Source organism: Pseudomonas sp. (assembly GCF_049300855.1).
Taxonomy (GTDB): Bacteria; Pseudomonadota; Gammaproteobacteria; order Pseudomonadales; family Pseudomonadaceae; genus Aquipseudomonas.
Window position 1 is genome coordinate 1 of record NZ_JBAQKH010000015.1, and the last position, 11637, is coordinate 11637.

Consider the following 11637-nt stretch of genomic DNA (forward strand, 5'->3'; position numbering starts at 1 on the left):
AGCGAGCTTGCTCGCGAAGGCGGTGTGTCAGGGATAAATTTTTCGCCTGATACTCCGCCTTCGCGAGCAAGCTCGCTCCCACATTGGTTTTTTGTGGTTAGAAGGCTTCGGGTTCTATGCCGGTGAAGGTGTCGACGGTGATGTGGCTGCCCAGCTCCCCGCCTTCACGGGCGAGGCCGCAGGTTTGCAAGCCTGCCGATTGTGCGGCGTCGAGCTCTTCGACGATGTCCGAGAGGAACAGAATCTCCCCCGCTTCAACACCGATGGCTTGCTGGATGTTGGAGTAAGACTGCGCCTCACGCTTGGGCCCCGACGTCGTATCGAAATACCCGCTGAACAACGGCGTCAAATCCCCCGCCTCGGAACAACCAAAAATCAGCTTCTGCGCCTGAATCGAACCCGACGAATACACAAACAGTTGATAACCGGCCGCGTGCCAGCGGCGCAACGCTTCAACGGCATCCGGGTAAACATGCCCTTTCAACTGCCCGGCGTGATAACCCTGGGCCCAGACCATGCCTTGCAAGGCCTTGAGCGGCGTGGCTTTGCGATCTTCCTCGATCCAGCTCAAGAGAATTTCTACAACCCGTTCAACATCCGCCTGCGGTGCATTGCTGTCACGGCGCACGGCATCGAGTTGCTCGGCAACATCGGCACGTTCGGCGTTCTGCCGAACGAAATCCGGAAGGTGTTTGGCCGCGTACGGAAACAACACGTCAAACACGAAACTCACCGCGCTGGTGGTGCCTTCGATGTCAGTGACAATGGCTTTGATCGACATCGAATCAGTCCTCCAGACGCGGGAAACGCCCGGCGATGTCTTCGCCAGTGAAGTTGGCAACCCAGCCTTCAGGGTTGTTGAACAAACGGATCGCGACAAAGTGCGGATGCTCGCCCATATCGAACCAGTGTTTGGTGCCGGCCGGTACCGAGATCAGATCGTTCTTCTCGCAGAGTACGGCGTAGACGTAATCGTCGATGTGCAAAGTGAACAGCCCACGACCAGCGACGAAAAAACGTACTTCGTCTTCGCCATGGCGGTGTTCTTCGAGGAACTTGGCACGCAGCTCGGCTTTTTGCGGGTGATCGCTGTTCAGGCTGATGACATCGACGGTGATGTAACCGCGCTCGGTCATCAGTTGGTCGATCTGCTCTTTATAAGCGCTGATCACTTCTTCCTGGGTGGCGCCGGGCTGGATTTTTGCGGCGGCTTGCCAGCGGTCGAAGCGCACGCCCTGCTCGGCCAGGGTCGAGGCGATGTCTTCAAAGTGGGTCAGTACTTTGTTGGGAATGTCGGGGCTTGTGACGTGATAGACGGACAGGCTGCTCATTGGGGCAATTCCTCGGTATCGGCCTTGCCGTCCGGTTCTTGCAGACCGGTCGGGCACAGCATTTCATCAGGCAAATGGGCTACTTTTGGTGAAGTCAGCCTTGGCGGTTCATGACGCTGCGGGTTTTCAACTCGCATTCAAACAGAAATTCAAAGGCCTCGATCTGGCGCAGCGCGTCGTTCATCTGCGCGCCCCAGGTATAGAGGCCGTGGCCGCGAATCAGATAACCGACGCAATCGGGATGGGCGTCGAGCCAAGGCTGCACCTTGGCCGCGAGGCGCGCAATGTCCTGATCGTTGTCGAAAATCGGCACGCGCACCCGTGATTCATGGGTCGAGATGCCGCTGAAGGCTTTTTGCAGTTCATAGTCTTCGAACTCGATGAAGTCTTCCGGGGTCAGGCGCGACAACACCGTGGCGTTGACCGAATGGGTGTGCAGCACCGCGCCGATCTCCGGCCGCCAGCTATACAGCTGGGTGTGCAGCAGGGTTTCGGCGGACGGCTTTTTGCCCGGCTCCAGGCTGTTGCCGGAAAGATCGGTGGCGAGCACATCGTCCAGACCCAACTGACCCTTGTGCTTGCCCGACACGGTCAGCAGCGCTTCGCTCGGCGACAGGCGTGTCGAGTAATTGCTGCTGGTGGCCGGCGACCAGCCGCGACCATAAAGAAAACGCCCGGCGTCGACGATTTGCTGGGCGAGTTGTTCACGCGTAAGGCTCATGGCCTGTCCTCTTGCATACGTGTGGCAATGATAACGGCAGCAGCGAGCGCCGCGAGACTGGCAATACTAAAGGTCAATGTCGCGCCGAGGGCATTCCAGCTGTAACCGGAATACAACGCGCCCATGGCGCCGCCGGTGCCGGCCAGTGCGGCGTACAGCGCCTGGCCCTGCCCTTGCTGGCGTGCGCCAAAGCTACGTTGCACGAAAGCGATGGCAGCGGCGTGAAAACTGCCGAATGTCGCCGCATGCAGAATCTGCGCGAACAGCAACACCCAAAGAAACTCGGCGAACGAACCTAGCAGCAACCAGCGCAGCGCCGCCAGCAGAAAACTTGCCATCAACACCCGGCGCAGGGAAAACCGCGCGAGAATCCGGCTCATGGCCAGGAACATCAACACTTCAGCGACCACACCCACGGCCCAGAGCATGCCGATGGTGCCGCGTGTGTAACCGAGTCGTTCCAGGTGCAGGGTCAGAAAGGTGTAATACGGGCCGTGGCTCATTTGCATCAGCGCTACGCAGCCGTAGAACGCCAGCACGCCGGGATTACGCAGTTGTGTGAGAAAGCCCTCACCGCTCGGCCGATTGCCTTGCGGCGGCTGCGCATTCGGCACCCATAAACTGCTGAGGACGATGCCGGCCATGATCAACACCAGCGCCGCCGGGTAGATGTCGAGGCTCAGCCATTCGAACAGCCGGCCCAGTACGACCACGGTGATGATGAAACCGATCGAGCCCCACAGGCGGATCTGGCTGTAACGTGAGGTCTGCCCCTGCAAATGCGCCAAGGTGATGACTTCGAACTGCGGCAGCACCGCGTGCCAGAAGAACGCGTGCAAGGCCATGACCATCGCCAGCCAGGCGTAGGTTTTGCTGACGAAAATCAACGAGAAGGTCAGCAGCGTGCACACCGCGCCGAAGCGCACGATGGCCAGGCGTTTGCCGGTGTAATCGCCAAGCCAGCCCCAGATGTTCGGCGCCACGCAGCGCATCAGCATCGGAATGGCGACCAGCTCACCGATCCGCGCCGGACTGAAGCCGAGGTGATCGAAGTACAGCGCCAGAAACGGCGCTGTCGACCCGAGCAAGGCGAAATAGAACAGGTAGAAACTGGACAACCGCCAGTAAGGAAGCGCCGCCACGCCGGTTATGCCGCGCCGGCTTCAAGGCCTGCCATCAAAGCTGACCCAGCACCGGCGTGCTCACGCGCACATCGGCGTTCTGCCCACGGTGACGCAGCAGGTGATCCATCAGCACGATGGCCATCATCGCTTCGGCAATCGGCGTGGCGCGGATGCCGACGCACGGGTCGTGACGGCCCTTGGTGATCACGTCCACCGGATTGCCGTGGATGTCGATCGAACGACCCGGGGTGGTGATGCTGGAAGTCGGCTTCAACGCCAGATGGGCAACGATCGGCTGACCGGAGGAGATACCGCCGAGGATGCCGCCGGCGTTGTTGCTGAGGAAACCTTCCGGAGTCATTTCATCGCGGTGTTCGGTGCCGCGCTGCGCGACCGAGGCGAAACCGGCGCCGATTTCCACGCCTTTGACCGCGTTGATGCTCATCAGCGCATGGGCCAGTTCGGCGTCGAGACGATCGAAAATCGGCTCGCCCAGACCCGGCATCACGCCTTCGGCAACCACGGTGATTTTTGCGCCGACCGAGTCTTGGTCGCGGCGCAACTGGTCCATGTAGGCTTCCAGCTCCGGGACTTTGTCTGGATCGGGGCTGAAGAAGGCGTTGTCTTCCACCGAATCCCAGGTCTTGAACGGGATTTCGATCGGGCCGAGCTGGCTCATGTAGCCACGGATGACAATGCCTTGGGTGGCCAGGTATTTCTTGGCGATTGCACCCGCGGCCACGCGCATTGCGGTCTCGCGCGCCGAGCTGCGGCCACCGCCACGGTAATCGCGCTCGCCGTATTTGTGGTGGTAGGTGTAGTCGGCGTGGGCCGGGCGGAACAGATCCTTGATCGCCGAGTAGTCTTTGGACTTCTGGTCGGTGTTGCGGATCAGCAGGCCGATCGAGCAACCGGTGGTGCGCCCTTCGAACACGCCGGAGAGGATTTCGACTTCGTCGGCTTCCTGACGCTGGGTGGTGTGGCGGCTGGTGCCCGGCTTGCGGCGATCGAGGTCGCGCTGCAGGTCTTCGAGGGAGATCTCCAGGCCCGGCGGGCAGCCGTCGACAATGGCGACCAACGCCGGACCATGGCTTTCGCCAGCGGTGGTGACAGTGAACAACTTGCCGTAGGTATTGCCGGACATGCAGGACGCTCCGTGAAATCAAACCCAAATTCGTGATGCGCGCCAGTATACGCAGGCTAACCGACTAGTTCATCCTCGAACCTTAGTGGTGTTGGTGAGTCCAACCGGCACCTTGGCGAATGATGGCGTGATGATGCTGCGAGTTTTGATCTTGAGTCTTACCCTGTTTACGGGCTTTGCCCAAGCGACGGTCCTACAACGCCCGGTCACTTTGGATACCGGCACTGGTGAACTTTTCGGTTCGCTGCTGCTGCCGAAATCCGACAACCCTGTGCCGGTTGTCTTGATCATTTCTGGCTCGGGTCCTACAGACCGTGACGGAAACAACCCCGACGGCGGACGCAATGACAGCCTGAAACGGCTGGCGTGGGTGTTGGCCAAACACAACATCGCCAGCGTGCGTTACGACAAACGCGGGGTTGCGGCGAGCCTCGCGGCGACGCCGGATGAGCGCAATTTGTCGATCGAAGCCTATGCGGCGGACGCGGTAGCGTGGGGGCAAAAGCTTAAGGCCGATCCGCGTTTCGGCAAATTGATCCTGCTCGGCCACAGTGAAGGCGCGCTGATTGCCAGTCTCGCCGCGCCGAAAGTCGATGCGGCGGCGGTGATTTCTCTGTCGGGCAGCGCTCGGCCGGTCGATCAGGTGATTCGCGAGCAATTGGCGCGCAGCCTGCCCCCGCCGCTGATGCTGCGCAGCAATGAATTGCTCGACAGCCTCAAGTCCGGTCACACCGATGACAACGTCCCGCAGCCATTGCAGGTGATTTTCCGCCCGAGCGTGCAGCCGTATCTGATTTCGCTGTTCCGTCAGGATCCGGCAAAGGCTTTCGCGCAACTGACGATGCCGGCGCTGATTGTTCAGGGCAGCAACGACATTCAAGTCGGTACCGAAGACGCGAAACGCCTCAAAGCCGTCAAACCGGACGCCGAACTGGTGGTGATTGAAGGCATGAACCATGTCATGCGCATCGTGCACAACGACATGAAGCGGCAATTGGCCTCGTACAAAGATCCGAATTTGCCGCTGGCGGCAGAACTTGGCGCGAGAATCATCGAGTTTATTGACGGACTTCGCACCTGATAAGCGCCGTTTACCCTCTAGTCCTGAAAGAAACGGCCGATAAGCCTTTGTCGCCAGCACAACTGCTGGCGACAAGCAGGGCTTGGACAGGATCTCGCCGTTATGACTGATACCCAGACTTCACCCGACACCACCGCTGAAAAAGACGCACCACCAGCGGTCGAGCTGCCGTGGGCGGATGTCCACGTCGAGCACCACAAGATGCTCCGCCTGGCCCCGCTGCAGACCGACCGCAACACCGGCGGGCGGCCGTTGCGCTTCGTCGAATTCGGTTACGCCGAGCGCAACAGCAAAGAAAAAAGCCTGATGCGCATGGCGATCAAACTGCCGAACCAGCGCGTTCGCAAAGAGCAGAATCACCTTGATGTGTGGGTCGATCACGCCACCAAGCGCGTGAGTTTCGGCCCGGACAGCGGCTTGCAGATCGAACCGCTGAATCGCGGGATCGGCCGTTTCATGGCCGCACAAGGCATCACTTGGGCGAAAAAACGCTGGCCCGCCTACACCGTCGACGGCATGGACTTGAACAACAAGGACGCGCTGAACGAAGACACGCGCCTGCGTCGCGATCATTTCCTGCGCGTGCACGGCTTTGATGTGGTGTACGCCGATGCCCAGCATTTGAAAGGCAGCATCAAGGATGTGCTGGTCGGGGATCTGCTCGGCGACTGGAACAGCGAGAAGCTGCAGATCGTCGAGATTCTTGAAGCGGCGCAGATGCTGCAGCAAGCCGAGCAGAATCTGGCTGAGCAGGAAGTGAAGCTGAAGAAACAGGACGAGAAGGTCAGCAAGTTCAAGCGTGAAGACGCAGGGCTGCGCTTTACCATTACTTGCCTGGTGGCGTTTGCGGTGTTTCAGGCGGGGTTGTTGATCTGGATTGCGACGCACCGGTAAAGATTCAAGACCGAGGCCGTCCCATCGCGGGCAAGCCACGCTCCCACAGGTTTTGCGTCGTACCCGAATGTTGCGGTACACACAAAAACCTGTGGGAGCGGGCTTGCCCGCGATGCTTTTAAGGGTCAGACGCGGGAAGCGAACAGGGCCTGATGATCGCGGCACTGCTCTGCCGTCAGCATGAACACGCCATGCCCGCCGCGCTCGAATTCGAGCCAGGCGAAATCGACTTCCGGGTACAGCGCGTCAACGTGCACCTGGCTGTTGCCCACTTCGACAATCAGCAAACCCTTCTCGGTCAGGTGATCCGCTGCTTCAGCGAGCATGCGACGAACCAGGTTCAGACCATCATCACCGCAAGCCAGACCCAGCTCCGGTTCATGCTGATACTCATCCGGCATGTCGGCGAAATCTTCCGCATCCACGTAAGGCGGGTTCGACACGATCAGGTCGAAGCGCTGACCCGGCAACCCATCAAAACCATCGCCCTGCACGGTGTACACGCGCTCATCGACGCCATGCCGCTCGATGTTCTGATTGGCCACTTCCAGCGCTTCGAACGACAGATCGGCCAGCACCACTTCGGCGTTCTGGAACTTGTAGGCGCAGGCAATACCAATGCAACCGGAGCCGGTGCACAGGTCGAGAATCCGCGCAGGCTCGGTGCCGATCCACGGGGCGAAGCGGTTTTCGATCAGCTCGCCAATCGGCGAACGCGGGATCAACACGCGCTCGTCAACGATGAACGACATGCCGCAGAACCACGCTTCACCCAACAGGTAAGCGGTGGGAATGCGCTCTTCGATACGGCGCTTGAGCAGGCGCTGAAGGTTGACCAGTTCGTCGTCTTCCAGCGCGCAATCGAGGTAGCTGTCGGCGATTTCCCATGGCAGGTGCAACGCGCCGAGCACCAACTGCCGGGCTTCGTCCCAGGCATTGTCGGTGCCATGGCCGAAAAACAGATCCTCCCCATGGAAGCGGCTGACGGCCCAACGAATGTGGTCGCGCAGGGTACGAAGTCGGGAAGTGATCACGGGGCAGAACTCCAGAAAAAACGACTGGCGATTCTACCAGCCAAAACGCGCGACGACGACGCAGGAAAAACATCGCGGCGACGGTAGGAGTTTTCTTTTTTTTGCATCGGCTATTGAACAGAACGTGTAACTTGACAAGGCTGCAGGCCAGAAACGACGGTGCCTACGATGGTAGCGATTCACAGAACCGCTCAGCCAGAGGACAATGTCGCAAAAGCCCCACCCCAAGGAGCCCCAGAATGTCCGTTCCAAAAACGATGTTTCAACTCAGCGGTCGCGGTTACGCAGCGGCCACACTGAGCCATGCCACCGTGGTCATCATCGATGCCCAGAAAGAGTATCTCAGTGGCCCGCTGGCCCTGAGCGGCATGGACGCGGCCGTCGCGAACATCAAACAAGTGGTTGCCGCAGCCCGTGCAGCCGGTCGGCCGATCGTGCACGTGCGTCACCTCGGCACCGTCGGTGGCCTGTTCGACCCGCAGGGCGAACGCGGCGAATTCATCCCGGGCCTGGAGCCACAAGGCGATGAAACCATTATCGGCAAACTGCTGCCGAGCGCCTTCCATGGCACCGAGTTGCTGGACCGTTTGCAAAACCTTGGCTCGCTGGACTTGATCGTCTGCGGTTTCATGAGCCACTCCAGCGTCAGCACCACGGTGCGTGCAGCGAAAAACCTGGGCTTCCGTTGCACCCTGGTGGAAGACGCCTGCGCCACCCGCGACCTGCCATTCAAGGGCCGCGTGCTCAGCGCCGCCGCCGTGCAGGAAGCCGAAATGGCGATCATGGCGGACAACTTCGCCACCCTCGCGCTGACTCAAGACCTGATCTGATCGGCTCTGATGAGCGGCTCACGGCGCCGCTCATCTGCAAAATCCTCTCATTTGCCGCAAATGCCATAGCCTCAGGAACAACCCGGTCAACTCCCGGTCGAAGGGCCGATACCCATTGAGGAAGGTCGGAATGAAGTTATCCGATGGATTTGACGCACGCCGCTTGCGGCCCAAAGGCCAAAGCAACTGGCGTTTTCGATTCGGCGCAGCGATCGCCGCCATTCTGGCGACGTTCGGCGTGCTGTTGGCAATGGCCGGGGCCGCCAGCCTGCTCGGGCGCCCACCGGCACTTGGTGACTTGAACGCCACACCAACGGGTTCGGCGATCATTCTGGCGGTCGGTTTGCTGTTTCTGTATTTCGGTGTCGCCCTGTGGCGTCGCTGCCGCCGTCGCGCACGGCAATCGCGGGAACTGAACATGTCCCCGCACCTGATGAAAAAACACGACTGACTCACCGGCCTGGCTTTTTGCCGGGCCGTTTTGTTTCGACTTGGGTAAACTGGCCGCCCTTCGCGGAGGCTGACATGCAAGACGACGATTTTTCCCTGTTCAAAAGTGCGATCCAAGGCGTCAAGCCGATCAAGCACGACCGCGCCGACACCGGCAAACCCAAGGCTGACCGCGCACAGATCGCCAAGCTGCGCCAGTCCGCCACCGTGCGCACCGATGCCACCACGGTTGATGGACTGTCCGATCAGTTCGTGATCGATGTCGGCCCGGAAGACGAATTGATGTGGGCCCGTGACGGCGTGCAGGAAAGTCAGATGCGCAAGCTCAAGGTCGGCCAGATCCCGTTCGAAGGCAGCCTCGACCTGCACGGCATGAGCGTGGAAAAGGCCCGCGAAACCCTCTGGGCATTTCTTGCCGAAGCGACCAAATTCGAAATCCGCTGCGTGCGCGTCACTCACGGCAAGGCTGTGCGTCTGGACGGCAAGCGGCCGATGATCAAAAGCCACGTCAACACCTGGTTACGCCAGCATGCACAAGTGCTCGGTTTCTGCTCGTGCCAGGCCAGACACGGCGGTGCCGGCGCGGTTTACGTGATGCTTAAACGCACCATGATGGAAGGTCGCGACGAATAATCCGCCCCATTTGAAGGCCCGCATCGTTAGTCACGATGCGAGGCTTTCACTTTGCTGAAGCTGTTCGAATGGCGGTGCTGAACGGCGGCTCTCGGCAGTCGGCTATGCACCCACTGCCAGCGGCCGTCGCGATAGGCGGGATTCAATGAGTGACAGGCGACAGCGCATCGTTTGCTGACGATGAAGGCACATAAACCGAATTGCTCTGTTCATGTTCCTCGTGGTGAGCCTTTTCGATACGGTACGTCAGTTCTTCTTCAAGGTTTTCATAGTCGACGTTTTTGCCGTCTTCGTCGCGCAGACCACCGTAGTTGAACACTACAAGATGCTTACGAAAGCCTTTACCCTTGCGCGCACTTGGCATCTTGAAAAAGATCTTCCACCGGCTGTCATTAAAGTTCGGCAGGGTGTCAGCCCTTTCGGCAATGATATGAAGTACGGTATTGAGTTGCATCTGAGCTATCCCGCTGTACGACTCGACTTCTGTGGCTTCAATCGATGTGTAAGGGACTAACCCATCAGCATTGAAAAACCAGATGCCCTTGTCCTTGAGGATCATCAAAGTTTGCGAACCCGCGTTGCGATTCAGCCACGCCATGCCCAAGTACCATAACGAGCACACTAGCAGCAGCGCAGCGATTCCATTGGATTCCATACGGAACCCCTGGATGGCCATGACCAAGAATAAAACACCGCCCAATAAAGCCCTCACAGGCACGCGGCGACGCTCGGTAAACGCCATATCATTGATTGTACTTTTCATGATTTTCCTTTGGCTAACAGGCGCGAAAATCGCATCCAGGTAATGCAAAAGGCCCTTTCGGGCCGTCGTTTCAATGAACCTTTCACTCAACGTTTGTTGCCTTCCACATGCCAAGGCTCAGCCTCGACACGCAGCCGCTCTGTGGGTTCTTTACAGGGTCAAGGTGACCTGCGGCCGGCGATTTTACTCGATAAATTCGCTGAAGTGAGAGATCGGGTCTGGCGCTCTGGGTGTCGGTGAGCGTTTCAGGCCGCGCTGATCGAATTGGGGATTCGCGCCCGCCGGCCATACAACTGCCGACACACATACGCTACCATGTGCCTCATGGCGGGTATGAACCCTGCGTTTATTGCCACTCAGCTCGGTCATAGCGTTCAGATGTTGCTATCGACTTACGCCCGATGGACCCACCCCAGCTCTGACTGGGTTGAACTCGGTAAGCTCGAAAACAGCTTGATTGGTACAAAATTGGTACAGACAGAAACAGTACCCCTCTGAAACCCTTATGGAATCAGCCCCTGTGACACTGGAACAGAACTACACCGCGATTCTCGGCCAATTGGGCGAGGACGTCTCCCGCGAGGGCCTGCTCGACACGCCAAAGCGTGCCGCCAAAGCCATGCAGTACCTCTGCCGCGGTTATGAACAGACGCTCGAAGAGGTCACCAACGGTGCCCTGTTCAGCTCCGACAACAGCGAAATGGTGCTGGTCAAGGACATCGAGTTGTACTCGTTGTGCGAACACCACCTGCTGCCGTTCATCGGCAAGGCCCACGTCGCTTATATCCCGAGCGGCAAAGTGCTGGGCCTGTCGAAAGTTGCGCGCATCGTCGACATGTATGCACGTCGTCTGCAGATTCAGGAAAACCTCAGCCGCCAGATCGCCGATGCAGTCCAGCAGGTCACCGGCGCGCTGGGCGTAGCCGTGGTGATCGAGGCCAAGCACATGTGCATGATGATGCGCGGTGTCGAGAAGCAGAATTCGTCGATGATCACCTCGGTGATGCTGGGTGAGTTCCGCGAAAACGCCGCAACCCGCAGCGAATTCCTCAGCCTGATCAAGTAATTCGTTACACGAAAAAAACCGGCATTCATCGCCGGTTTTTTTCGCCCGGGAAAAATCGGGTAAGCTGCGCGCCTTTCTCAATTTGCACCGTGAGGCTTTAAACGTGTTCGTCAAAGCGCTTCGTGTCGGCCTCGGCCAACTGGTTATCTTCATCGACTTCATCACCCGTCCGGGCAAGAAAAAACGTCCCGCAGCGGCTCAAGCTCAAGTGGATGCAGCGGCAAAAGACCTGACGCTGTATCAGTTCCACGCCTGCCCGTTCTGCGTGAAAACCCGCCGTACGCTGCGCCGTTTGAACGTGCCGGTGGCGTTGAAAGATGCGAAGAACAATGAACAGGATCGTCAGACGCTGCTGGACCAGGGCGGCCGGATCAAGGTGCCTTGCCTGCGCATTGAAGAGAATGGGCAGACGACCTGGATGTATGAGTCCAAGGTGATTATTGATTATCTGGATAAGCGCTTCGCGGCAGTCTGATGATTATGTGGTGATGCTGAGGGCCTCATCGCTGGCAAGCCAGCTCCCACAGTGATCTGTGGCGTTCACAAAACCTGTGGGAGCTGGCTTG

The 11637-nt window shown here is 59.0% G+C and carries 14 protein-coding genes and 1 pseudogene; 8 read left to right on the top strand and 7 right to left on the bottom strand.

Going from position 1 to position 11637, the window contains the following annotated elements:
- Nucleotides 1–97: 97 nt before the first annotated feature.
- From mtnC to aroC, 5 genes are all read right to left on the bottom strand, one after another.
- A complete protein-coding gene (gene mtnC, locus WA225_RS05115) occupies nt 98–781 on the bottom strand; it encodes an acireductone synthase (RefSeq protein WP_422607107.1) in 684 nt (227 codons plus the stop codon).
- A gap of 4 nt (nt 782–785) precedes the next feature.
- Complete coding sequence (locus tag WA225_RS05120) at nt 786–1331, bottom strand: 1,2-dihydroxy-3-keto-5-methylthiopentene dioxygenase (RefSeq protein WP_422607108.1); 546 nt, start codon at nt 1329–1331, stop codon at nt 786–788.
- Nucleotides 1332–1425: 94 nt separating this feature from the next.
- The gene (locus tag WA225_RS05125) at nt 1426–2052 is read right to left on the bottom strand and encodes a methylthioribulose 1-phosphate dehydratase (protein WP_034151739.1); all 627 of its coding nucleotides are present in this window, start codon (nt 2050–2052) and stop codon (nt 1426–1428) included.
- Nucleotides 2049–3194: an MFS transporter gene (locus tag WA225_RS05130; protein WP_422607109.1), complete on the bottom strand. Its 1146-nt coding sequence runs from the start codon at nt 3192–3194 to the stop codon at nt 2049–2051. The genes WA225_RS05125 and WA225_RS05130 overlap by 4 nt, the downstream gene beginning before the upstream one ends.
- Before the next feature lie 34 nt (nt 3195–3228).
- On the bottom strand, nt 3229–4320 hold the full coding sequence (gene aroC / locus WA225_RS05135; RefSeq protein ID WP_099758435.1) for a chorismate synthase: 1092 nt from the start codon (nt 4318–4320) through the stop codon (nt 3229–3231).
- A gap of 130 nt (nt 4321–4450) precedes the next feature.
- On the opposite strand from aroC, the gene WA225_RS05140 reads away from it, so the two are divergent.
- Both WA225_RS05140 and WA225_RS05145 read left to right on the top strand, forming a co-directional pair.
- Nucleotides 4451–5401, top strand: a complete 951-nt coding sequence (locus tag WA225_RS05140; RefSeq protein WP_422607110.1) for an alpha/beta hydrolase — start codon at nt 4451–4453, stop codon at nt 5399–5401.
- A 102-nt stretch (nt 5402–5503) separates the two neighbouring features.
- The gene (locus WA225_RS05145; protein ID WP_422607111.1) at nt 5504–6295 is read left to right on the top strand and encodes a hypothetical protein; all 792 of its coding nucleotides are present in this window, start codon (nt 5504–5506) and stop codon (nt 6293–6295) included.
- A gap of 125 nt (nt 6296–6420) precedes the next feature.
- Here WA225_RS05145 and prmB read toward each other — a convergent pair whose 3' ends face one another.
- A complete protein-coding gene (gene prmB / locus WA225_RS05150; protein WP_422607112.1) occupies nt 6421–7329 on the bottom strand; it encodes a 50S ribosomal protein L3 N(5)-glutamine methyltransferase in 909 nt (302 codons plus the stop codon).
- A 239-nt stretch (nt 7330–7568) separates the two neighbouring features.
- On the opposite strand from prmB, the gene WA225_RS05155 reads away from it, so the two are divergent.
- The 3 genes from WA225_RS05155 (at nt 7569) to WA225_RS05165 (ending at nt 9242) form a co-directional block, all read left to right on the top strand.
- Nucleotides 7569–8159: a cysteine hydrolase family protein gene (locus tag WA225_RS05155; protein WP_422607113.1), complete on the top strand. Its 591-nt coding sequence runs from the start codon at nt 7569–7571 to the stop codon at nt 8157–8159.
- 130 nt (nt 8160–8289) lie between these two features.
- Nucleotides 8290–8610 (top strand): hypothetical protein, encoded by a 321-nt coding sequence (locus tag WA225_RS05160; RefSeq protein ID WP_003223191.1) that lies wholly within the window; start codon nt 8290–8292, stop codon nt 8608–8610.
- Nucleotides 8611–8684: 74 nt separating this feature from the next.
- A complete protein-coding gene (locus tag WA225_RS05165; protein WP_422607114.1) occupies nt 8685–9242 on the top strand; it encodes a Smr/MutS family protein in 558 nt (185 codons plus the stop codon).
- Between the two features lie 142 nt (nt 9243–9384).
- Here the strand turns inward: WA225_RS05165 and WA225_RS05170 are convergent, their stop codons facing one another.
- Complete coding sequence (locus WA225_RS05170) at nt 9385–10005, bottom strand: hypothetical protein (protein WP_422607115.1); 621 nt, start codon at nt 10003–10005, stop codon at nt 9385–9387.
- 255 nt (nt 10006–10260) lie between these two features.
- Here WA225_RS05170 and WA225_RS05175 point away from each other — a divergent pair.
- The 3 genes and pseudogenes from WA225_RS05175 to WA225_RS05185 form a co-directional block, all read left to right on the top strand.
- A pseudogene (locus WA225_RS05175) lies at nt 10261–10503 on the top strand (site-specific integrase); the annotation flags it as partial.
- Nucleotides 10504–10525: 22 nt separating this feature from the next.
- Nucleotides 10526–11071 carry a GTP cyclohydrolase I FolE gene (gene folE, locus WA225_RS05180; protein ID WP_010456659.1) on the top strand — a complete coding sequence of 182 codons (546 nt, stop codon included), beginning with the start codon at nt 10526–10528 and terminating at the stop codon, nt 11069–11071.
- A gap of 103 nt (nt 11072–11174) precedes the next feature.
- Complete coding sequence (locus tag WA225_RS05185; RefSeq protein WP_116032877.1) at nt 11175–11546, top strand: glutathione S-transferase N-terminal domain-containing protein; 372 nt, start codon at nt 11175–11177, stop codon at nt 11544–11546.
- Nucleotides 11547–11637: the final 91 nt, after the last annotated feature.

Bases quoted from the DNA above. Each gene is read 5' to 3' on its own strand.
- mtnC (WP_422607107.1), bottom strand. From the start codon at position 781: ATGTCGATCAAAGCCATTGTCACTGACATCGAAGGCACCACCAGCGCG.
- WA225_RS05120 (WP_422607108.1), bottom strand. From the start codon at position 1,331: ATGAGCAGCCTGTCCGTCTATCACGTCACAAGCCCCGACATTCCCAAC.
- WA225_RS05125 (WP_034151739.1), bottom strand. From the start codon at position 2,052: ATGAGCCTTACGCGTGAACAACTCGCCCAGCAAATCGTCGACGCCGGG.
- aroC (WP_099758435.1), bottom strand. From the start codon at position 4,320: ATGTCCGGCAATACCTACGGCAAGTTGTTCACTGTCACCACCGCTGGC.
- WA225_RS05140 (WP_422607110.1), top strand. From the start codon at position 4,451: ATGATGCTGCGAGTTTTGATCTTGAGTCTTACCCTGTTTACGGGCTTT.
- WA225_RS05145 (WP_422607111.1), top strand. From the start codon at position 5,504: ATGACTGATACCCAGACTTCACCCGACACCACCGCTGAAAAAGACGCA.
- WA225_RS05155 (WP_422607113.1), top strand. From the start codon at position 7,569: ATGTCCGTTCCAAAAACGATGTTTCAACTCAGCGGTCGCGGTTACGCA.
- WA225_RS05160 (WP_003223191.1), top strand. From the start codon at position 8,290: ATGAAGTTATCCGATGGATTTGACGCACGCCGCTTGCGGCCCAAAGGC.
- WA225_RS05165 (WP_422607114.1), top strand. From the start codon at position 8,685: ATGCAAGACGACGATTTTTCCCTGTTCAAAAGTGCGATCCAAGGCGTC.
- WA225_RS05170 (WP_422607115.1), bottom strand. From the start codon at position 10,005: ATGAAAAGTACAATCAATGATATGGCGTTTACCGAGCGTCGCCGCGTG.